General features: G+C 64.0%; 15 protein-coding genes. 11 read left to right on the top strand and 4 right to left on the bottom strand.

Annotated elements, in window-relative coordinates:
- The first annotated feature begins 136 nt into the window (after positions 1-136).
- Complete coding sequence (locus K0F86_RS10885; RefSeq protein ID WP_219134394.1) at positions 137-1,483, top strand: MFS transporter; 1,347 nt, start codon at positions 137-139, stop codon at positions 1,481-1,483.
- A gap of 97 nt (positions 1,484-1,580) precedes the next feature.
- On the opposite strand, the gene K0F86_RS10880 is transcribed toward K0F86_RS10885, so the two are convergent.
- The gene (locus K0F86_RS10880) at positions 1,581-2,033 is read right to left on the bottom strand and encodes an Hsp20/alpha crystallin family protein (RefSeq protein WP_219134393.1); all 453 of its coding nucleotides are present in this window, start codon (positions 2,031-2,033) and stop codon (positions 1,581-1,583) included.
- A 282-nt stretch (positions 2,034-2,315) separates the two neighbouring features.
- Here K0F86_RS10880 and K0F86_RS10875 point away from each other — a divergent pair, with 282 nt between their 5' ends.
- Genes K0F86_RS10875 through K0F86_RS10860 form a run of 4 tightly spaced genes read left to right on the top strand, consistent with a single transcriptional unit; the run spans position 2,316 to position 10,747 of the window.
- Complete coding sequence (locus K0F86_RS10875) at positions 2,316-5,792, top strand: response regulator (protein ID WP_219134392.1); 3,477 nt, start codon at positions 2,316-2,318, stop codon at positions 5,790-5,792.
- Entirely contained in the window at positions 5,792-6,670 is an 879-nt protein-coding gene (locus tag K0F86_RS10870; protein ID WP_219134391.1) for a protein-glutamate O-methyltransferase CheR, read from the top strand. The genes K0F86_RS10875 and K0F86_RS10870 overlap by 1 nt, the downstream gene beginning before the upstream one ends.
- Complete coding sequence (locus K0F86_RS10865; RefSeq protein ID WP_257572095.1) at positions 6,667-7,857, top strand: hybrid sensor histidine kinase/response regulator; 1,191 nt, start codon at positions 6,667-6,669, stop codon at positions 7,855-7,857. The genes K0F86_RS10870 and K0F86_RS10865 overlap by 4 nt, the downstream gene beginning before the upstream one ends.
- 7 nt (positions 7,858-7,864) lie before the next feature.
- Positions 7,865-10,747 carry a response regulator gene (locus K0F86_RS10860; protein WP_219134390.1) on the top strand — a complete coding sequence of 961 codons (2,883 nt, stop codon included), beginning with the start codon at positions 7,865-7,867 and terminating at the stop codon, positions 10,745-10,747.
- Here the strand turns inward: K0F86_RS10860 and K0F86_RS10855 are convergent.
- Positions 10,744-13,944, bottom strand: a complete 3,201-nt coding sequence (locus K0F86_RS10855) for a PAS domain-containing protein (RefSeq protein ID WP_257572094.1) — start codon at positions 13,942-13,944, stop codon at positions 10,744-10,746. The two genes, K0F86_RS10860 and K0F86_RS10855, sit on opposite strands and share 4 nt — an antisense overlap.
- An 80-nt stretch (positions 13,945-14,024) precedes the next feature.
- Positions 14,025-14,930, bottom strand: coding sequence for a LysR family transcriptional regulator (locus K0F86_RS10850; protein WP_219134389.1), 906 nt, complete (start codon positions 14,928-14,930; stop codon positions 14,025-14,027).
- Positions 14,931-15,029: 99 nt separating this feature from the next.
- On the opposite strand from K0F86_RS10850, the gene K0F86_RS10845 reads away from it, so the two are divergent.
- The 3 genes from K0F86_RS10845 to K0F86_RS10835 are packed head-to-tail and all read left to right on the top strand — an operon-like array spanning position 15,030 to position 17,659.
- Complete coding sequence (locus K0F86_RS10845; RefSeq protein ID WP_219134388.1) at positions 15,030-16,205, top strand: FAD-dependent oxidoreductase; 1,176 nt, start codon at positions 15,030-15,032, stop codon at positions 16,203-16,205.
- A 42-nt stretch (positions 16,206-16,247) separates the two neighbouring features.
- Positions 16,248-17,153, top strand: coding sequence for an alpha/beta hydrolase (locus tag K0F86_RS10840; protein WP_219134387.1), 906 nt, complete (start codon positions 16,248-16,250; stop codon positions 17,151-17,153).
- Positions 17,150-17,659: a hypothetical protein gene (locus K0F86_RS10835; RefSeq protein WP_219134386.1), complete on the top strand. Its 510-nt coding sequence runs from the start codon at positions 17,150-17,152 to the stop codon at positions 17,657-17,659. The genes K0F86_RS10840 and K0F86_RS10835 overlap by 4 nt, the downstream gene beginning before the upstream one ends.
- 621 nt (positions 17,660-18,280) lie before the next feature.
- On the opposite strand, the gene K0F86_RS10830 is transcribed toward K0F86_RS10835, so the two are convergent.
- Entirely contained in the window at positions 18,281-18,811 is a 531-nt protein-coding gene (locus K0F86_RS10830) for an SRPBCC domain-containing protein (protein ID WP_219134385.1), read from the bottom strand.
- Positions 18,812-18,944: 133 nt separating this feature from the next.
- On the opposite strand from K0F86_RS10830, the gene K0F86_RS10825 reads away from it, so the two are divergent.
- From K0F86_RS10825 to K0F86_RS10815, 3 genes are all read left to right on the top strand, one after another.
- Positions 18,945-19,379, top strand: coding sequence for a MarR family winged helix-turn-helix transcriptional regulator (locus K0F86_RS10825; RefSeq protein WP_219134384.1), 435 nt, complete (start codon positions 18,945-18,947; stop codon positions 19,377-19,379).
- Between the two features lie 41 nt (positions 19,380-19,420).
- On the top strand, positions 19,421-20,926 hold the full coding sequence (locus K0F86_RS10820) for a DHA2 family efflux MFS transporter permease subunit (RefSeq protein WP_219134510.1): 1,506 nt from the start codon (positions 19,421-19,423) through the stop codon (positions 20,924-20,926).
- A 5-nt stretch (positions 20,927-20,931) separates the two neighbouring features.
- On the top strand, positions 20,932-22,379 hold a 1,448-nt coding region (locus K0F86_RS10815), incomplete at its 3' end, for an efflux transporter outer membrane subunit (protein ID WP_257572093.1).

The raw sequence follows: 22,379 nt of genomic DNA, 5'->3' as shown, positions 1-22,379 counted from the left end.
CCCCTTGCTCGGATTTTCACTAGGTACGTACGGAGTTTTCCTACAACTATCTATTGAATAGTCCTACTCCGGGCGTGAGACACCCGGGGTATGTTACGCGTTGGCCGAACTCGAAACTATATTGGAGACGATCATCATGTCCAGCACGCGCACACACAGCGGGGATGTACCCGCCGACTTTTCCCCTCACTCCCTGCGCGACGCAAGCGGGGCCGGCACGGTCGAATCGCATATCGACCCCGGTGAGATCGCCGTCGGCGTGATCATCGGCCGCGCTTCCGAATACTTTGACTTCTTTGTCTACGCCATCGCCTCGGTGCTGGTGTTTCCACGCGTCTTCTTCCCGTTCGAAGAACGCCTGGAGGGCACATTGTATGCGTTCCTGATCTTCTCGTTCGCCTTCATCGCCCGCCCGTTCGGCACCGTGATCTTCATGGAGATCCAGCGCCGCATGGGCCGCAGCGCCAAGCTGACGATCGCCCTCTTCCTGCTGGGCGTGTCGACGGCCGGCATCGCCTTCCTGCCGACCTACGCCCACCTGGGCTTTGCCGCCATCATCTGGTTGTCCGTGCTGCGCATCGGCCAGGGCGTGGCGCTCGGTGGTTCGTGGGATGGCTTGCCATCGCTGCTGGCCCTGAACGCGCCGGAAAACAAGCGCGGCTGGTACGCCATGCTGGGCCAGCTGGGCGCGCCCTTCGGCTTCCTGCTTGCCGCCGGCCTGTTCTGGTTCATGCTGACCAGCCTGACGGATGAAGACTTCCTCGACTGGGGCTGGCGCTATCCGTTCTATGTCGCCTTCGCCATCAACGTAGTGGCCCTGTTTGCCCGTTTGCGCCTGGTGTCGACGAATGAATATGCGCGCCTGCTGGACGAACGCGAACTGCAGCCCGTGAGCGTGTTTGAAATGAGCCGCGGCCAGGGCCGCAACGTGCTGATCGGCGCCCTCGCCGCGCTGGCCAGTTACGCGCTGTTCCATCTGGTCACCGTGTTCCCGCTGTCCTGGATTTCCGTCTACCAGACGCGTTCCGCCCCCGACTTCCTGCAAGTGCAGATGCTGGGTGCCGTGCTGGCCGCCATCGGCGTGGTGATTTCCGGCTTGCTGGCCGATAAAGTGGGCCGCCGCACCACCCTGGGCGTGCTGGCCGTGCTGATCGCCATTTTCAGCGCCTTCGTGCCGAGCCTGATGGGCGGCGGCAATACGGGCCAGGACGTGTTCATCCTCGTGGGCTTCAGCCTGCTGGGCCTGTCCTACGGCCAGGCAGCCGGTGCCGTGACGGCCAACTTCCCTGCCCGCTTCCGCTACACGGGTGCGGCCCTGACGTCCGACCTGGCCTGGCTGGTGGGTGCCGGCTTCGCCCCGCTGGTGGCGCTGGGCCTGTCAGCCAACTTCGGCCTCGCCTATGTCAGCTTCTACCTGCTGTCGGGCGCCGTCGCCTCGCTGGCTGCCCTGAGCCTGAACCGGGCGCTGGAAATCCGCGACTGACATATATATAGAGGCAATCTGGGTGGCAGCGCACCGCCACCCCGAACACCCCAGAAAACGCCGGCATCGTCCGGCGTTTTTTTATGCCATCCCCACATCACTGTATCGCCAGTTGCCGCCCGCCCGTGCCCTCTTTCTTCGGCAAGTCCAGCAGCAGCACGCCATTTTCATAACGCGCCTGCGCGCCGGCCTCGTCCACCTCATGCGGCAGCACGAAGCTGCGATACTGCTGGCCATACTCGCGTTCGCTGCGCACGGTCTTGCCGCCGCCGTCGCGCGTCACTCTTTCATCCTTGAATTCGGCACTGATGGAGACGCGGTTGCCGTCGATGGAGACCTTGATATCGTCCTTGTTGACGCCAGGAATGTCCGCCTGTACCTGGTAGGCTTGCCCGGTTTCGGAAATGTCGACGCGCATGCGTGACGACCCCCCATCGCGCAAGCGCAAGGCGGGCGCGAAAAAGTCATGCATGAAATCGTCCATGTCGCTGAACGGGTCGAAACGTGCCAGCGGGTTTTGCGGATCGCGACGGATCAGATGATTGGCCATGATGTCCTCCTGCATGGACTGGTTTGCACACGGCGGTCGTCCGCAAGGACGCCGCCACCTCCTGCATCTTAGGATGCGAACCGCTAATCTCTTTGATCTGCCTCAATCGTAGCAATCTTGATTTTTTCGCTACTTTTCTCTGTGCGCTGCCGCGCTTTGCAGCGTCTTGCGAGTCGGCAATTGAGCGCAAGGCTGTTATGCTAGCGCACGCTATGCTTGACCACCAGAAAACTTGCATTTCAATTAAAATTGACTTTTTCGCGACAGCCTTCCACGGACATGATGAATACCAAGACCCCGATCGATTCCTTCAGCTTTCGCCGCATCCTTGCCCGCAACGTCACCTTGCCGCTGGTCATCGGGGTCATCACGGCCCTCGTGTTTGTCGGCCTGATCGCCTACCTGCTGTCGGCCCTGCGCTCGGTCGAACATTCGGAACGGGTGATCGGTAATGCGAACGAAGTCATGAAGCTGTCGGTCGACCTGGAAACAGGCATGCGCGGCTACTTGCTGACGGGCGACGAAACATTTTTGGCGCCGTATAAATCGGGCAAGGCCAAGATCGCCGTCGAAATGACTACCCTGCTGGACCTCGTGTCCGACAGCCCCATCCAGGTGGACCGCCTGCGCCGCATCCGCGCGCTGCAAAACCAGTGGATGGAATACGCGGAAAGCGTGATCGCGCAGCGCCGCAACAACCAGGAATTCCTCGCGCGCGTGCGCCAGGGTGAAGGCAAGCTGGAATTTGATGAAATCCGCCGCGAATTCCTCACCTTCCTGTCCATGGAACAGCGCTTGCGCCAGGAACGGGCCGAGACGGCCGAGGGCCGCACCATGCTGGCCGTGGTGGTGTTCCTCATCCTCAGCCTGGGCATGTCCGGCTTCCTGGCCTACCTGGGACGGCGCGAATTGCTGCGCCTGTCCGATATCTACAACGATGCGCTCGAACAGCGCGGCAAGGATAACGAGGTGCTGCAGGAGCAAGCCTGGCTGCGCACGGGACAGACGGAGCTGGCGGCACACACGAGCGGTCAGCTTGGCTTGGCGCAGCTGGGCCGGCACGTGCTCGACTTCCTGGCCGACCGGCTGGAAGTGGCCGTGGCCACCCTGTACGTCGTCGACGAAGATGGCAGCCTGCGCCGCACGGCCGTGTACGGCTTCAATGAGCAGGGCGTGAAGGAAAAACAGGTGTTCAAGCTGGGCGAAGGCCTGGTGGGCGAGACGGCGCGCGAGAAAAAGCTCAAGCATGTGCAGCAAGTCCCCGAGAATTATCTGACCGTGACGTCAAGCCTGGGGCGCGGCGCGCCGCTGGAACTGGTTTTGGCGCCCGTCAACAATGAAGGCATCGTCAACGGCGTCATCGAACTGGGCTTTACGCATCCCGTCAGCGCCCGCGCCAAGCAATGGCTGAACCTGATTGCGACCAATATCGGCACGTCGCTGGAAGCGGCCCTGTACCGCCAGCGCCTGCAAAATGTGCTGGAAGAAACCCAGCAACTGAATGAAGAGCTGGAAGTGCAGCAGGAAGAATTGCGCACGGCCAACGAAGAGCTGGGCGAGCAGTCGCGCGTGCTGGAACAGTCGCAAGCCCACCTGGAAGAGCAAAAAGCGGCGCTGGAGCAGTCGAACGAACAGCTGGCCGTGCAGGCGCTGTCGCTGGACCAGAAAAACATGGCGATCGGCCAGGCGCACGCCCAGCTGGAAGCCCGCGCCGAAGAGCTGCAGCGGGCCAGCCGCTACAAATCCGAATTCCTGGCGAATATGTCGCACGAGCTGCGCACGCCGTTGAACAGCTCGCTGATTCTGTCCAAGCTGCTGTCGGACAACAGCAGCGGCAACCTGACGCCGGAACAAGTGACGTTTGCGCAAACCATTTATTCGGCCGGCAACGACTTGTTGACCCTCATCAACGATATCCTCGACATTTCCAAGGTCGAGGCAGGCAAGCTGGAATTGACGCCGGAAGCCGTGCCCTTCGCCGAGCTGCTCAGCAGCATGAAGATGTTGTTCGGCGCCCAGGCGCAGCAAAAGAAACTGGTGTTTGACGTCAAGGTGGCGCCGGACGCACCGCCGTCCTTCGTCAGCGACCGCCAGCGCCTGGAGCAAATCCTGAAAAACCTGCTGTCGAACGCCATCAAATTCACCGATACGGGCACCGTGTCCCTGCACGTAAGCACCGATGCGGCCGGCCAGGTGCGCTTCCAGGTACAGGATACCGGCATCGGCATCGCCGACGACCAACAGCAAAAGGTGTTCGACGCCTTCCACCAGGCCGACGGCACCACCAGCCGCCGCTATGGCGGCACGGGCCTGGGCCTGTCGATTTCGCGCGACCTGGCCGCCTTGCTGGGCGGCAGCATCGAGCTGGCCAGCACGCCAGGCCAGGGCAGCACGTTTACATTGGTGTTGCCGGCCGTCATGCCGGAACGCGCCGTGGAAGCGGCGACAGTGCCGGCGGCGGCGCCACAAGCGCCCGCAAAAGTCGCCGCGCCCAAGGCGGCGCCGGCCGCCAAACCCGTGCCGCTGCCCACCTTCCAGGATGACCGGAACAGCGCGCACCCAGGCAAGACGGGCCAGCGTTCCGTGCTGGTGATCGAAGATGAGCCGTCATTTGCCGGCATCCTGTTCGACCTCGCGCATGAAATGCAATACCGCTGCCTGGTGGCGCACGGCGCCGACGAAGGCTTGCGCCTGGCGGAAGAATTCCTGCCCGACGCCATCCTGCTCGACATGGGCTTGCCGGACCGCCCGGGCTTGCTGGTCTTGCAGCAATTGAAGGAAAACCCGCTGACGCGCCACATTCCGGTGCACATCGTCTCGGGCAATGACCAGATGCAGGAAGCCATGCAGCTGGGCGCCATCGGCTATGCCACCAAGCCGCGCACGCGCGATCAGCTGAAGGAAGTGTTCCGCAAGCTCGAATCGAAATTCACGCAAAAGATGAAGCGCATCCTGCTGGTCGAGGATGATGAACGCCAGCGCGAAAGCGTGGTGCACCTGATCAGCGACGACGACGTGGAAATCACGGCCGTGGCGCTGGGCGAGCAGGCGCTGGAATTGCTGAAGACGCAGATTTTCGACTGCATGATCATCGACTTGAAGCTGCCCGACATCCAGGGCAACGAGTTACTGGAACGCATGGAACATGAAGAACTGTGCTCGTTCCCGCCCGTCATCGTCTACACGGGCCGCAACCTGAGCCGCGAGGAAGAAGCGGACTTGATGAAGTATTCGCGCTCCATCATCATCAAGGGCGCCCGCTCGCCCGAACGCCTGCTCGACGAAGTGACCTTGTTCCTGCACAAGGTGGAGTCGGAACTGTCGAGCGAGCGACAGGGCATGCTGCAGCAGGTACGCAGCCGCGAGCGCGTGTTTGAAGGCCGCAAGATTTTGCTGGTGGACGACGACGTGCGCAATATCTTTGCGCTGACGAATGCGCTGGAACAGAAAGGCGTGGTGGTGGAAATCGGCCGCAACGGCTTCGAAGCCATCAGCAAGCTCAACAGCGTGGACGATATCGACTTGGTGTTGATGGACGTCATGATGCCGGGCATGGATGGCCTGGAAGCGACGCGCTTGATCCGCGCTGATGGCCGCTACAACAAGCTGCCCATCATCGCCATTACGGCCAAGGCCATGAAAAATGACCAGGAAGAATGCCTGCAGGCGGGCGCGTCCGATTACCTGGCCAAGCCTATCGACCTGGACCGCCTGTATTCGCTGCTGCGCGTGTGGATGCCGAAGATGGAACGCATGTGATGTCCCTGCGCACCACGGACGCGCAACTGCATGCGCTGATGGAGGCGATCTGTCAGCGCTATAGCTATGATTTCCGCGACTATTCCCTGCCCTCGCAGCGCCGGCGGCTGAACCAGGCGCTGGAGCGCCTCCATTGCGCCGACTTGCCTGCCCTGCAGCAGCTGGTGCTGGACGACACGGCCGCCTTTGGCAAGCTGCTGCAGATTTTGACCGTGCCCGTCACGCAAATGTTCCGCGACCCGGCGTTTTTCCGCGCCTTGCGCGAACACGTGGTGCCCGTGCTGAAAACCTATCCGTCGCCGACGATCTGGGTGGCCGGCTGCTGCACGGGCGAAGAGGCGCTGTCGTTGGCCATCGTGCTGCACGAGGAAGGCTTGCTCGAACGCAGCACGATTTACGCCACGGACATCAATCCGCAAGCGCTGGCCACGGCCGCGCGCGGCGTGTATCCGCTGCACCGCATGGCCGACTACGGCGATAACTACCTGGCCGCTGGCGGCCTGGGCCAGCTGTCCGAGTACTACACGGTCGAGCATGCCACGGCGCGTTTCCAGCAGCGCCTGCTCGACAGGATCAACTTTGCCGACCACAGCCTGTCCACGGACAGCGTTTTTATTGAAACGCAATTGATTTGTTGCCGTAACGTGCTGATTTATTTCAATAAAACCTTGCAGGAACGGGCCTTGGGCCTGTTTCACGACTCGCTGTGCCACCGGGGCTTCCTGGGCCTGGGTAGCAAGGAAAGCACGCACTTCACGCGCTTTGCCGCCGACTTCGAGCCATTGCCGGGTCCCGAAAAGCTCTACCGCAAGCGTGCGCCGTCGCACGCCGCTTCCCACTACGCTGGACGGCAAAGCCATGCCAGGAATGAAACATGATGAATGAAACAAGCACCAAACTGCTGATCGTCGACGATTTGCCGGAAAACTTGCGCGCACTGAATGCGCTGATCCGCGAGAGCGACCGCAGCGTCTACCAGGCCTCCTCGGGCGAAGAAGCGCTGGCCCTGCTGCTGGAGCACGATTTCGCGCTGGCCATCCTCGACGTGCAAATGCCGGAAATGGATGGCTTTGAGCTCGCGCAATTGATGCGCGGCACGGAAAAGACGCGCCACATCCCCATCGTCTTCGTCACGGCGGCCGGCAAGGAAATGAATTTCGCCTTCCAGGGCTATGAAAGCGGCGCCGTCGATTTCCTGCACAAGCCGCTCGACATCAATGCCGTGCAAAGCAAGGTCAACGTCTTCGTGGCCCTGCACCAGCAGCGCAGCGAGACGCGGCGCCAGGTGCAGGCGCTCGAGCACAGCCGCCAGCAGCAGGAAGCGTTATTGAAAGAATTACGTGCCACCCAGGCAGAACTGCAGCGCTCGCTGCGCCTGCGCGACGAATTCATGTCCATGGTGGCGCACGAACTGCGCACGCCATTAAATACGCTGTTCCTGGAAACGCAGATGCGCACCGTCAACCTGGAGCGGGGCAACCTGGCCGCCTTCGAACCGGACAAGCTGAACAAGATGGTGGCGCGCGACGGGCGGCAAATCCGCAGCATGGTGCGCCTGATCGACGACATGCTCGATGTGTCGCGTATCACCAGCGGCAAGCTTTCGATCCGCCGCGAAGCCGTCGACCTGACCAGCCTCGTGCGCCGGGTGGCCGACGACCTGGCCCCGTATGCGGCCACGACGGGCAGCGTGCTGGAAGTGCTGGCCTTCGAGCCGATCCAGGGTTTCTGGGATGCCTTCCGCGTCGAGCAGATCGTTGTCAACCTGATCAGCAACGCCGTGCGCTACGGCCAGGGCCAGCCCGTGGAAATCAGCCTGGCGCACACGCAGAACAGCGCCGTCATCGAAGTGCGCGACCATGGCATCGGCATCAATGCGCGCGATCAGGAACGCATCTTCGACGCGTTCGAGCGCGTCATGCACCAGGACCGCACGGGCGGCCTGGGCCTGGGCCTGTTCATCACCAAGCAATTGGTCGATGCGCATGGCGGCGCCATCACCCTGCAAAGCCAGCCTGGCAATGGCGCCCTGTTCAGCGTCACCCTGCCGCTGGCCGGCAGCTGAGGCCGGCATGAGCGGCACACCCGCCCCCCGCAGCCAGGCCGGCGCCAGCGGCGTGGCCTTTTTACTGCAACTGGAACGCCGGCTGCGCCTGCTGCAAGACACGGGCGAAATCCTCTCGCTGTCGGCGCAGCTGCTGGGACAGCGCCTGGGCGCCCAGCAAGTGGCCTGTTTCGATATCGACCAGACCCTGCAATGCCCCACCCTGCAGCATGCGTGGAGCGATGGCCTGGCGCCCGGTGCCGCCGGCGAATATTTCCTCGGCGATTATGCGGCCCGCCTGGCCGATGCCCTGGCCGCTGGCCAGGCGCTGGCCGTCAGCGATGTGGCCAGCGACCAGCGCACGGCCACGCCGGCCGCGCTGGCCACGTTTGCGCGCCTGGGCATCCGTGCCTTCCTGAACATTCCCATCGCCAAGGAGGGCCGGCTGGCGGCCCTGTTCGTCGTGCACAGCGGCACGGTGCGCCTGTGGCATGCGGACGAGATCGAACTGGCCGTGCAAGTGTCGGAACGGGTGTGGTCGACCATTTTGCGGGCGCAGGCGGAATCGCGCCTGCGCGCCCTCAGTGCCAGCATGGAAATGCAGGTGGCCGAGCGCACGCGCGAGTTCGGCCGCACCTGGAACGTCAGCCCCGATTTGCTGGGCGTGCTCAACCTCGACGGCTATTTCGAGCACTCGAACCCCGCCTGGCAAGCCACCCTGGGCTGGTCGGTCGAGGAAATCCGCACGACGAAATTTTTTGAACTGATCCATCCGGACGACTTGCCGCGCACCCATGCGGCCTGGGACGCGGCCAACCAGGGCCAGCCGGCGCTGCGTTTCGAAAACCGCTACCGCCACAAGCTGGGCGGCTGGCACTGGCTGTCGTGGGTGGCCGTGCCCGAGGGCGAGAAGGTGTATTGCAGCGCGCGCGACATCACCGTGGAAAAGAAGCTGGAAGCGGACCTGGCCGCGCGCAACAGCGAGCGCGAGCGGCTGTGGCGCAGCGCGCAAGACCTGATGGTGGCCATCGACGCCGAGGGCTGCTTTGTCGCCGTCAACCCGGCTTCGACAGCCATCCTGGGCTGGCTGCCCGAGGAAATGCTGGGCCGCAGCCTGTTCGACTTCGTGCTGCCCGAGGATGCCGCCGCCACGCGCCTGGCGCTGGCGCACGTGACGCAAGAGGCCATGCCCAGCTTTGAAAACCGCTACCGGCACCGCGATGGCGGCCACCGCTGGCTGTCCTGGTCGGCGGCGCCCGAAGGCGACCTGATTTTCGCCACCGGGCGCCACGTCACCCTGGAAAAGGAAGCGGAAAACACCTTGCGCAGCATGCAGGAATCGTTGCGCCACAGCGAGATGGCCCTGCTGCAATCGCAAAAGCTCGAAGCGCTGGGCAAGCTGACGGGTGGCGTGGCCCATGATTTCAATAACGTGCTGCAAATTATCTCGGGCAATCTGCAACTGCTGCAGATGACCCTGGACGACGACCCGCTGGCCGCCAAGCGCATCGCCAGCGCCTCGGCCGCCGTGGAACGGGGCGCCAAGCTGTCGGCCCAGCTGCTGGCCTTTGCGCGGCGTCAACCGTTGAAACCGCTGGTGACGGATCTGGCGCAACTGCTGCGTTCGACGGAAGAGCTGCTGCGGCGCGCCACGGGCGAAAGCATCGAGACGCGTTTGCTGCTGGCCGACGATTGCTGGCGCGCCCTGGTCGACCCGCACCAGCTGGAAAACGTCATCCTCAACCTGGCCATCAACGCGCGCGACGCGATGGAGGGCCAGGGCCAGCTGAGCATCGAACTGTGCAACAGCGTGCTGGGCAGCGACTATGCGGCGCGCCATGCGGACGTGGCGCCCGGCGACTATGTGCAGCTGGCCGTCTCGGACACGGGCTCGGGCATTCCCGCCGACTTGCTGGACAAGATTTTCGAACCATTCTTCACGACGAAGAAGGAAGGCGAAGGCACGGGCCTGGGCCTGTCCATGGCGTACGGTTTCCTGCGCCAGAGCGGCGGCCACCTGACGGTGGACAGCGTACCCGGCCATGGCAGCACCTTCCGCATCTACCTGCCGCGCTCGCTCGAAGCGGAAACGGAATTGCCGCTGCAGCTGGACGGCCCCGTGCTGGGCGGCAAGGAAACCATTCTCGTCGTGGAAGACGACGTGCAGGTGCAGACGACGGTGGTGGACATGTTGCGCGGCCTCGGCTATGCCGTGCTGCGCGCCAGCGATGGCGAAAGCGCGCTGGCCATCGTCGGCAGCGGCGTGCCCATCGACCTGCTGTTTACGGATGTGGTGATGCCGGGCAAGGTCGCCAGCACGGAACTGGCGCGCCAGGCCCGGCTGCTGCTGCCCCAGCTGGCCGTGCTGTTTACCTCGGGCTACACGCAGGACGCCATCATGCAGGGCGGCCGCCTGGAACCGGGCGTCGAGTTGTTGAGCAAGCCGTACCGGCGCGAAGACCTGGCGCGGCGCATCCGCCACCTGCTGGCCAACGGCCGCCACGTGACGGCCTTGCACCAGTACCGCGCGCAACTGGCGCCGCAACCTGCGCCGGCACTGCCGACAGGACGCCATATCCTCCTGGTGGAAGACAATCCGGACGCGCGCGCCATGACCGGCGAACTGCTGGCCATGCTGGGACACACGGTGCAGGCCGTGGGCACGGCCGAGGCAGCCGTGCCCCTGCTGGGCACGCCGGGACTGGAATTGCTGCTGACCGATATCAGCCTGCCGCACATGTCGGGCGTCGAGCTGGCCGAGTTGGCGGCGCGCGACTATCCACAGCTGGAAGTGGTGTTTTCCACGGGCCATGCGCCCGCCAATTCCGGCGTGCTGGACCCGGCCGCTCGCTTCCTGGTAAAACCATTTACCGTCGAGCAATTGCAGCAAGCCCTTCAGGTGCCAAGCTAGTAAACGTCCTGCCGGCGCGCCTTCAGTGCGCCGGCCAGCTCTTCCAGACCAAACGGTTTGCGCAGGAAGCGCGCGCTGGCGTCCTGCATCAGGCTGGCACCCCAGTCGTGCCCGGACGCAAACACCACCTCCAGCTGCGGCCAGTGCGCGCGCGCGTGGCGCGCCAGTTCCAGGCCGGACATGGTGGGCAGGCTGATGTCCGTCACCAGCACATCCAGGCCCGGCATGGCCAGCAGGGGCAAGGCTGCCTCGGCGCTGGCCACGCCGTGCACGGTATGGCCCAGCATATTCAGCATTTCCGTCGTCATTTCGCGCGCATCGTCATTGTCTTCCACCAGCAGGATGCGCCGTCCCGACGGGTCGGGCGCGCCCGCCAGACGGCGGTCGGCCAGCAAGTGGCGCAGGCGCCGCGCCAGGTCTTCACGCTGGTAGGGTTTGCTCAACAGCTCCACGCCCGGGTCCAGCCGTCCGCCCTGCATGATGGCGTTGTGCGTGTAGCCCGAGGTAAACAGCACGGCCAGCTCGGGCAGCAGCAGCCGGGCCTGCTGCGCCAGCTCCTTGCTGCTGACGGGACCGGGCATGACGACATCCGTAAACAGCAGGTCGATGGCCACGCCCGTGCCCAGCAGGGCCAGCGCCGAGGCGCCGTCGTCCGCATGCAGCACGTCGTAGCCGAGGCCGCGCAACATGTCGACCACCGTGTGCCGCACGGGCGCATCGTCTTCCACCACGAGGATGGTCTCGCCGCCGCCCAGCACGGGACCCGTCAGGCCCGCTGGCGGCTCGGCCAGCTTTTCCAGCGAACGGGGCAGGTAAATTTTAAACGTCGTGCCCGCGCCGGGCGCGCTGTGCACCTTGATGTGGCCGGCGCTCTGGCGGATGAAGCCGTAGGCCATGGACAATCCCAGGCCCGTGCCCTCGCCTTCGCGCTTGGTGGTGAAGAACGGTTCGAAAATCTGGTCGATCACGTCGCGCTCCATGCCATGGCCCGTGTCGGTGATGGTCAGCAGCACATATTGCCCCTCCAGCACATCGGCATGCAGGCTGGCGTAGGCGGCATCGAGCGTGACATTGCTCAAGGTGAACGTCAGGCGGCCGCCCCCTTCCATCGCGTCGCGCGCATTGATGGCCATGTTCAGCAGCACGTTTTCCATCTGGTTCGGGTCGACCAGGGTGTGCCACAAGCCTTCACTGATGAAGGTTTCCTCGGTGACCGCCTCGCCCAGGGCACGGCGGATCAGCTCGTGCATGCGGCGCAGCAGGCGTCCCAGGTCCGTCACCAGCGGCTTCAACGGTTGACGCCGCGCAAAGGCCAGCAGCTGCGACGACAGCTTGGCGCCCCGCTCGACGGCAGAGGCGGCCGAATCGAGGCGTCTGGCCGCCTGCGGATTATCGGCCACCGTCAGTTTCAGCAACTGCAAATTGCCGGAAATGATTTGCAGGACATTGTTGAAATCGTGGGCCACGCCGCCCGTCAGCTTGCCGATCGATTCCAGCTTTTGCGCCTGCAATAGCGCTTGCTCGCTGCGCACCAGCGCCAGCCGCGCCTCTTTTTCATCGGTGACGTCGCGGCCGATGGCATGGATCAGCTTTTGCGCCGGCACGGCCGTCCAGGAAATCCAGCGGTAGCCGCCATCGCGGCGCCGGTAGCGGTTTTCCATGCGCAAGGTGGGCGCGCCATGGGCCAGGCGCGACAAATCCTTCAAGGCCGCCATGCGGTCGTCCGGATGCACGAGGCTGATGAAATCCATGCCCAGCGATTCGATTTCAGGGCGGTCGAGGATGTGGCTCCAGGCGGGATTGACGGCGATGATCATGCCGGCCAGGTCCGCCACCAGCATGATGTCGGTCGACAGCCGCCACATGCGGTCGCGGTCGGCCGTGCGGTTGGCCATTTCCACTTCCAGCGAGGAATTCAGGTAAGCCATCTTTTCCAGCACGTTCTTTTGTTCCTGTACGTCCGTATTCGTGCCCACCCAGCGCAGCACCGTGCCCGTCTCGTCGAACAGGGGCAAGGCGCGCGCCAGGAACCAGCGGTAGGCGCCGTCGCTGGCGCGGCGCATGCGGAACTCGTGTTCGTAGGCGCCTGCCGTGGCGACGGCCCGCTCCCAGCTTTTCTGCGTGGCTTGCACGTCGTCCGGATGCACGCAGTGGCGAAAACCGCTGGTGACCAGCGACTTCAGCGATTGCCCCGTGTACTCGCACACCTGCTCGTTGACCCAGTAGGTGGCGCCGCTGCCATGCGCGAGCCAGGCCTGGTTGGGCATGGTCGAGGCGAGCGAACGGAACTGTGCCTCGCTGTCGAGCAAGGCATTGCGCGCCTGCCAGTGTTCGTCGATATCCTCGCAGGAACCATACCATTTCACGGACTGGCCCCGCTCGTCGAGCCGGCAATACGCGCGCGAGTGCACCCAGCGGTAGCGGCCGTCCTGGCGGCGCACGCGCATTTCCTGGTCCAGGGGCTGGCCGCTGCCTACCGCTTCGCTCCACGCCGCCAATGCGCGGGGCACGTCCTCGGGATGGATGGCGTCGAGCCAGCTGCTGCCCAAGCCATTGACGCCAGTCCATTCGCGCCAGCGTTGCGCCACATAGTCGAGCTTGCCGTCGATGTCGGCAGTCCACAGCACTTGCGTGTTCAGTTCTATGGCGTAATGAAAGTGTTCGCGGCTGTCGTGCAACGCTCTTTCCAGCTGGCCCCGCTCGATGACATGCGCGGCCACGCGCGCGGCCAGCGCCAGCAGTTCGATTTCCGGTTGCGTGGGATGGCATGACGCGGGGAAGAACAGGCCCAGCACGCCCAGGATATGCCCCTTGGCGCCGAACACGGGGGCGACCCAGCAGGCGCGGTAGCCGTGCAGCATGGCTTCCTTGCGGCCCGCGCTCCAGTGCACATCGCGCGTGATGTCGCCGCAATAGACGGGCGCGCCGGAAAAGGCCGCCGTGCCGAACGGCGAAGGCTGTTCGCCGCCGTGCCGCAGGGCCAGACACAGGTCTTGCGGCAGGCTGGGCGCGGACAAGCCGCAAAAGCGGTCGGCCTCGTCGATGAGCACGAGACAGGCATGCGCGCCGCCGTCGGCCAGGTCTTGCAGCGCCAGCAACAAATGCTCCAATGCATGGGCCAGGTCGGCGCCTGCCGCGATACTGCCTAGCGCACTATGCTCGGCGTCCAGCAAGGAAATAATATTGTTTGCGTGCACCGTGTCTATAAGGAGGGGAAACTGATGCCCGAAATATACCATGGGGCACCCCTCATGCAGGAGGAAAACAGAACAGTGTTTTATGCCTGTGCCAGCGTCTGTTGCAGCAGCGCCAGCAAGGCGCGCGTCTTGGCGGCCAGGTGGCGATGGCTGGGATAGCACGCCACCATGTCGAGCGGCACGGCTTGCAGGTCCAGTTCGACATGCACGAGATCGCCCCGCGCCAGGTGCGCCGCGCAGGCGGCACGCGCCAGCAGCGCAAAACCGACGCCGGCCAGGGCCGCGCTGCGGGCCATCTCTCCGCTGTCGGCCCGGTAGCGCGCCTGCACGGCCACGGGCTGCGCCCGCCCGTCGGCCCCGAAAAATTGCCAGGCCTTGCCATGCAGGGCGGCCCGCGTGGCGATGCAGGGCAGCTGCGCCAGTTGCGCCACCGTGTGCGGCGTCCCCGTGCGGGCCAGCAAGGCGGGTGCGGCCACCACGATGCTGGGCAGAGACAGCAAGGTCTGCTGGATCATGGAACTGTCGGGCGGCACGCCGCGCTGGAAGACGATGGCCAGGTCCACGTCGTCGCGCAGCGGTTCGCCGCCGGCCATGCTGGTCTGGCATTCGATGTCCAGCGCCCCATGCCGGGCCGCGAATTGCGCAATGATCGGCCCCAGCAGCTGCGCGCCGAATTCGGCCGGCAAGCTCAGTTTCAGGACGCCGCGCAAGGTGGCGTGCTGGTCCTGCAATTCCGCTTCCAAGAGCAATAAATCGTCCATCAGGGGCCGCGCCCGCGCCTGCAGCAAGCGTCCCTGCCCCGTCATGCGCAGGTGCCGCGTCGTCCGCTCCAGCAGCCGCGACCCCAGTTGCGCTTCCAGCTGTGCGATATGCCGGCTGACATTCGAGGTCGGCAAGCCCAGCTTGCGTGCCGCGCCCGCAAAACTGCCCGCCTCGACGACGGCAAGAAAGTAGCGCAAATGATTCAGATCGATGCTGGAACTCATGATTATCCCGATTTTGCAATGATGCATGCCGATTATGTCCCATTCCACCATCCAGGATGATGATCTAGCATGGATGCCTTTCATCATCGAATAACCCTCATGCATATCCTGATCCTGGGCGCCGGTATCGCGGGCGCCGCCTGCGCGCTGGCCCTGCAGCGCCACGGCCATCAAATTACTCTCGTGGAGCGCCAGCCGTCGCCCGACACCATGGGCGGCGGCGTCGTGCTGTGGCCGAACGCCAGCCATGTGCTGGACCAGCTCGATCTGCTGGGTGCCGTGGCGTCCCGCGCCGGCACGCCCGTGGAAATGCGCCGCCTGGACCGCCACGGCAATCTGCTCAGTGCGCTGGACATCGGCCAGCTCGACGCCGCCATGGGCCACGCCAGCCATGCCATCCTGCGGCGCGACCTGCAAGCGATCTTGCTGGGCCGGCTGCGGGAACTGGGCGTGCGGGTGGAGTACGGGCAGCCGGTGATGTCGCTGTCCGGCGATGCGCAGCAGCAAGGGCTGGTGCACCTGGCCGATGGCCGCGTGCTGCAGGCGGACCTGATCCTGGGCGCCGAAGGCCGGATGCGCTCGGCCGCAAGGCAGTACGTGACGGGCGACAGTTCTCCCCGCTACCAGGGTTTCATCAACTGGGTGGGCATCACGCAGTTGCCGCCCGGTGAAGCGCAGCTCTTCGATGCGCCGGCCATCCACGACTACTGGGGCTGTGGCTTGCGCTTTGGCATCGTGCCCGTTTCCCCGCACACGTATTATTGGGCGGGCGCGCAAACGGCGCCCACGCCCCCGTCAAGTCAGCCCGCCCACTTGCAGGAGCACCTGGCGCGGCTGTTCGACGCCTGGCCGCAAGCCGTGCGCCGCGTGATACGGCACGGCGAACCGCAGGCGCTGCGGCAAATCGCCATCTACGACCATGATCCCGTGGAGCGCTGGCAGCGCGGCAATGTCTTGCTGGTGGGCGACGCCGCCCACGCCGCCCTGCCCACCTCGGGACAAGGCGCGTGCCAGGCGCTGGAAGATGCCTGGCAGCTGGCGCAGTGCCTGCAAGCGGACGGTTCCCTGGAAGAGCGCCTGCAGGCGTACACGGCAAGGCGCCAGCCGAAGACGCGGCAAATCACCTTGCAGGCGAGAGCGATGGCGCAGTCGCTGTTCCAGTTAGATGAGGCTGCTTGCCGCCAGCGCGACGCGCAAGCGCGCCAGGCCGATACGCGGCAAATCGTGGCGGACATGGCGCGCGCCTGGGGCAGCGGGCTGTTTTCCGCGCAGTAAGCCTATGCTACAGTGTTGTTCTATTCTCAAGCGAAAGCAACGATGCCCACGTCCCTGCCATCCTCCCTGCTCGCCACTGCCCTGCTCGCCTCCACCCACGGCGCCGTCGCCTCCCCCATGAGCCTGGATGACTACCTGGCCCTGAACGGCCCCGCGCCCACGGCGCAGATCGCGTATGGTTCCGCGCCGTCGCAATACGCGCAGCTGTTCCGGCCGACTGGTGCGGGACCGTTCCCCGTCGTCGTGCTCGTGCATGGCGGCTGCTGGACGGTGGCCTTCGGCGGCATCGGGCAGATGCGCAACGTGGCCGGCGCCCTCGTGGCGCAAGGCATCGCCGTGTGGAATGTCGAATACCGCCGCGTCGACGAGCCGGGCGGCGGCTATCCGGGCACCTACGAAGACATGCACGCGGCGCTCGACAGCCTGCGCCAGCACGCACCCCATTACCAGCTGGACGTGAAGCGCATCCTCGCCATGGGCCACTCGGCTGGCGGCCAGCTGGTGCAATGGATCGCCGGAAGGGAAAAGCTGCCCAAGACCAGCCCCCTGTACCGCGACAGCTTCCTGCCAATCAAGAATATCCTCAGCCTGGGCGGCCTGGCCGACCTGCGCCATGAAAAGGAATTGATCAAGAGCAGCTGCGAACGCGACATCGCGCAACTGGCAGGCAGCTCCAGCAATGAGCGTCCCGACATCTACAGCGACACCAACGCCGCTGACCTGATCCCCAACGGCAGCCGCACCGTGCTGGCGACCGGAGAACTCGACACCATCTCCCCTCCCCGCGTCGCGCACGACTATGCGGCCAGGGCCAAGCTGGCCGGCGACCATGCGGAAGTGTTGATCTTGCCCGGCGCCAGCCATTATGACGAGATTGCCGCGACGTCGAATGCATGGCGGATGATCTTGCCGGTAATCAAACAGATGCTGGCAATGGAGGCGAAATGAAGCGCGCCATCGCCTTCACCCTGCTTGCCGCCTGCTCCGCCATGGCGTTCGCCGCCGACACCGCGTCACTCGAAAGCGGCTTGCTGCATGCCATGCAGCTCAAAAAGGGCACCACCGAACGGACGGGCACGTCCGGCCGGGCCATCCGCGCCTACCAGCACGCCGGTCTGGTCAGCAAGACGCCCCGCCAGCGCTTCGACTACACCGACTACTACCTGCTGGACAAGCCAGTGCCCTTCATGGGCCACGAACTGGTGCTGATCGAAGAAGAATACCGCAGCAAATACATAGGCTGCTGCGCCAGCCCCGGCGTCGGGATCACGCTGAAAGTCCATGGCAGCATCAAGAATCTGCAACAGTTCGCCCGCGCCAACCGCTGCACCCTGACCGATCATGTCGATTTTGCACATGCACTGCGCGAAGTGGCGATCAAGAACAAGGTTCCCAAGGCGCACTATGCGTCCCTGAGCTGCCGCGAGCGCGATGCGGAGCGCGATGAGTCATGACTTTTGTCGCCGGGTAATTCGCTTGCGCATGGCAGCTGTCGGCCAGAAGCGGCCCTTCATTCCAGTCCGTGTGAAACACAAGGTCAACAATGAAACGAGTTCCAGGCATATCGACAGCGCCGAAGGAATTAGACGAGCTGCAGGCGATCGCTCGAGTGGCGACTCGTACTGCGCTCGACGGATACGAACCAATGCCCGAGGAGTGGGCAAAAAATCTAACGCATGGAACGGTTTTCGATGGTGACGACCGAATTTTTGAGCTATACATCGCCGCAGAAAAGCCAGCCGACGCTGTGGTAATCAGTACTGCACGGGTCAACCGAAAATCGAGAAATGTCGTGGTCACAATCTCAAATCTCACGGAGCGAAAGCGAAGCTAGTCTCTTAGTTGCTGAGGAATGGCTGCTATGGGGCGAAAACGGACGTCCCTCAACCGCAAACTGGCAACGATAGCAAGAACCCGCCCGCGCCTCAAACCCAGGCTCCCCGGGCCCAGCGGGCCTGAAAAATGGCCAGGGCAAGGCGCGCGGGCGAAGACAGTACGGTTAGTACGGCGAGCCCAAGCAACGCAGCCATGGCCATTTTCTCAGGCCCGCGACTCTGGCCCGCCGTTCTTAAATATTACTGAACACGCGCCAGGTACTGTGCCAGCTGACCGAAGGTAGCCTTGAACCCCTGCTTCATCGACTCAAACCCCTGCTTGAAAGTCTCATGCTGCTCATCCGTCGCCTTGTGCGGCGTGGAGCGCAAGGTCATCGTCGTCTTGCCGTTTTCCTCGGTCAGGGTCATGGTATTGAACGATTCCAATGGCCATGTGGCGCTGACGGGGTGCTGCACGGCATTGCCCTGCTTGTCGGCGAATGACAAAATCGAGACGATCCTTTCCGGCGCTTCGATGGCCTGGTAGGTGAACTTGCCCCACATTTCGTAGCCATTGTCGGCGCGCATGCCGTAGTGGAAAATGCCGCCCGGCTGCAAATCCAGCGCCAGCACGCTCAATTCAAAGCCGACGGGGCCCCACCACTGCGCCAGGCGCTCCGGCTCCACCCACGACTGGAACACCAGTTCGCGCGGCGCGTCGAAGGTTTGCGTGATGACAAAGTCGCTGCTGTCGCGATGCTGTCCGTCCTGCTTCTGTTCTGCGGTGGTCATGCTGTCTCCTGATGATGGTGATGGACTGGATGTCAATGTACCAGCCGCGTCAAAAATGGGAAAGGCCCGCACGCTGCGGAAAGCGGTATGCTAGAATATTAGTTAGACACCTAACCATTAGACGACTCACCTTATGATTTCTATTGAAGAGCGCTTTTCCGCCGCGCTCCACAAGACGGCGCGCGGCTGGCGCCATGCGATCGACCGGCGCCTGAAAGACCTGGACCTGGGGCAAGCGAGCTGGATGGCCATTGCCATGATCGCCAAATCGCCGCAGCCGCCCTCGCAAAGCGAGCTGGCGCACCAGCTGGGCGTGGAAAACCCCACCATGGTGTCGATGCTGGACCGGCTCGTGAAATCGGGCTTCGTGCAGCGCCAGCCGTCGGAAACGGACCGCAGGGTCAAACTCGTCGTGCTGACGGAAGCGGGCCTGCAAGTGTATGACACCGTGCGCAAGGAAGCGGATGGCTTCCGCAAGGAACTGCTGCAGGGCATAGCTCCCGATCAATTGAGGGCCGCCACCGAGCTGCTGGAAGCGCTGCAAGCGGCCACGGAGAAGTTTGCGTGAATGCCGTTCCCGCTTCGCAAGACCCGACCCTGAACCGGCGCATGATCACGATTTCGATCATGCTCGCCACCATCATCCAGGCGCTCGACGGCACCATCGCCAACGTCGCGCTGCCCCATATGCAAGGCAGCCTTTCCGCCTCGCAAGACCAGATCACCTGGGTACTCACCTCGTTCATTGTCGCCGCCGCCATCGCCACGCCGCTGACGGGCTGGCTGTGCGACCGTTTCGGCCAGAAAAACACCTTCCTCGTGTCGGTTGCCGGCTTTACGCTCGCGTCCGTGCTGTGCGGCCTGTCCGGCACCCTGTCCGAGATCGTTGCCGCCCGTTTGCTGCAGGGCGTATTCGGCGCGGCGCTGGTGCCGCTGTCGCAGGCGGTCTTGCTCGACATCAATCCGCGCGAGAAACACGGCTCGGCCATGGCCATCTGGGGCATGGGCGTGATGATCGGCCCCATCCTGGGACCGACCTTGGGCGGCTGGCTGACGGACAGCTACAGCTGGCGCTGGGTCTTCTTCATCAACATTCCCATCGGCGCCATGGCCTTCTACGGTATCTGGCGCTACATCCGCAAGGACCCGCCGAACCGCCGCATGAACTTTGACATGTTCGGCTTTGCCACCTTGAGCCTGTCGATCGGCGCGCTGCAGATGCTGCTGGACCGGGGCGAGCAGAACGACTGGTTTTCATCCACGGAAACGTGGATCGAAGCCATCGTGCTGGCCATGAGCTTGTGTTACTTCATCGCCCACACGGCCCTGCGCCCGGCCGGCAAGTCTTTCCTCGACTACCGCCTGTTGAAAAACTCGAACTATGTGAGCGGCTTGCTGTTCATCTTCATCGTCGGCATGGTGCTGTTCGCCACCCGCGCGCTGACGCCGTCGATGCTGCAAGGCTTGATGAATTACCCGGCGGCCATCGCCGGCCTGGTGACGGCGCCCAGCGGCCTGGGCACGATGCTGGCCATGCTGATCGTCGGCAGGCTCACGGGCAAGATCGATACGCGCATCCTGCTGGGCGTGGGCTTTTCGATTACCGCGTTCTCGCTGTGGCAAATGGCCAATTTCACCTTGGACCTGGTGCCGAAAACCGTCGTGTGGAACGGCATCATCCAGGGCATCGGCCTGGGCCTCGTCTTCGTACCGCTGAGCGCGGCCACGTTCGCCACCCTGTCGCCACAGATGCGGGCGGAAGGCACGGCCATCTACAGCCTGGTGCGCAATATCGGCAGCAGCATCGGCATCGCCCTCGTGCAGACCTTATTGGTGCGCAATACGCAGATCGCCCATGCGTCCCTGACGGAACACATCACTATCGCCAACCCTGCCCTGCACGATCCCGGCATCGCCCAGGTGTTCGACCTGGGCACGAGCATGGGCATGGCGGCCCTGAATGGCGAAATCACGCGGCAGGCGTCGATGATCGCCTACCTCGACGACTTCTGGCTGATGATGTGGCTGACCATCCTCGTGCTGCCGCTTTTGCTCCTGATTAAACCACCGAAGAAAAATGCGCCCGTCGTGGTCGACCACGCGGCCATGGAATAACCCTCATGCACACACCGATGAAACTCTCCCTGAGCGTCCTGGCGCTAAGCTTGTCCCTGGCCGGCTGCGCCAGCATTCCACCCGACACGCAACAGTTGCCGCAGCAAGACCTGGCCAAAGTGCAATTGGCGGCCGACATCCACCTGGCCAGCGAAGGCTGGCCCGCCGCCCAGTGGTGGCGCCAGTTCCAGGACGATCAGCTGGACCAGCTGATCGAACAGGCGCTGTCCGCCAGCCCAAGCCTGGACGCGGCGAATGCCCGTATCGGCTCGGCCCTGTCCGCGTTCGATGCACAGCATGCGGGGCGCGGCCCCAGGCTGGACCTGGACGCGAACGCCAGCCGCCAGCGCTATTCGGGCAATGGCCTGATGCCCGCCCCCATCGGCGGAAATTACTACAACGAAGTCACCGTGGGCGTGCAAGCCCATTACGACCTGGACTGGTGGGGCAAGCACAAGGCGCAGATCGCCGCCAGCCTCGGTGAAGTCAATGCACGGCGCGCCGAATATGCGATGGCGGAACAGATGCTGGCGGCCGAGATCGCCCGCCACTACTTCAGCATGCAAAATGGCTGGGCCCGCATGGACAACCTGCATGCGCTGGTGCAACTGCAGCAGCAACTGGTGCTCGACAAGGAAAAACGCATCGCCAATGGCCTCGGTGTCAGCGACGACCATCTGTCCGCGCAAACGCGTTTGAGTCTGCTGCAGCAGCAGATCGCCCTGCTGGAAACGCAGATCGTCACGGAACGCGAAGCCTTGCGCGCCCTGTTGGGTGCGGATGCTTCAGCCCTGGCCAGCCTGCAACCGAAAGCAGCCCAAACGCTGCCGCACGCCCTGCCCGGCAAGCTGGGCATGGAATTGCTGGCGCGCCGGCCCGACTTGCAGGCTGCCCGCTGGCGAGTGCAGGCGGCCATGAGCCATATCGAGGCGGCACAGGCGTCGTTCTATCCCGATATCGACCTGGGCGCCTCGTTCGGCCTCGATGCGATCAAACTGGGCAAGCTGCTGCAGTCCGGCAGCCGCACCCTGTTCATCGGCCCGGCCCTGTCCTTGCCCCTGTTCGACAGCGGCCGCCTGCAGGCGCAGCTTGCCGGCGCGCGCAGCGAACGCAACGAGCTGATCGCGGACTACAACCAGAACGTCTTCAATGTGGTGCGCGACGTGGCGCAGGCGGGCGCCAGGGTGCAGGGCGTGGAAAACCAGCTGCGGCTGCAGCAGGAAAACCTGCGCGCCAGTGAAGCGCAGCTGCGCAACGCGAATGCGCGACTCAAGCAAGGTCTGGCCGACCGCGCCACCCAGATCAATGCGGAAATGACCATGCGCGGCCAGGTGGACCTGGGCATGCAGCTGCAAAACCAGCGCCTGGACGCGGAAATCAACCTGACCGTGGCCCTGGGCGGCGGCTACCGGGGCAGCAGCGACTTTGCCGGCACAGCCAGCACCAACACCGC

The sequence above is a fragment of the Janthinobacterium sp. UMAB-60 genome, from assembly GCF_900095235.1.
Classification (GTDB): domain Bacteria; phylum Pseudomonadota; class Gammaproteobacteria; order Burkholderiales; family Burkholderiaceae_D; genus Janthinobacterium.
Note: the sequence above shows the minus strand (reverse complement) of the source record. Positions and strands in the feature narration are given on the sequence as shown.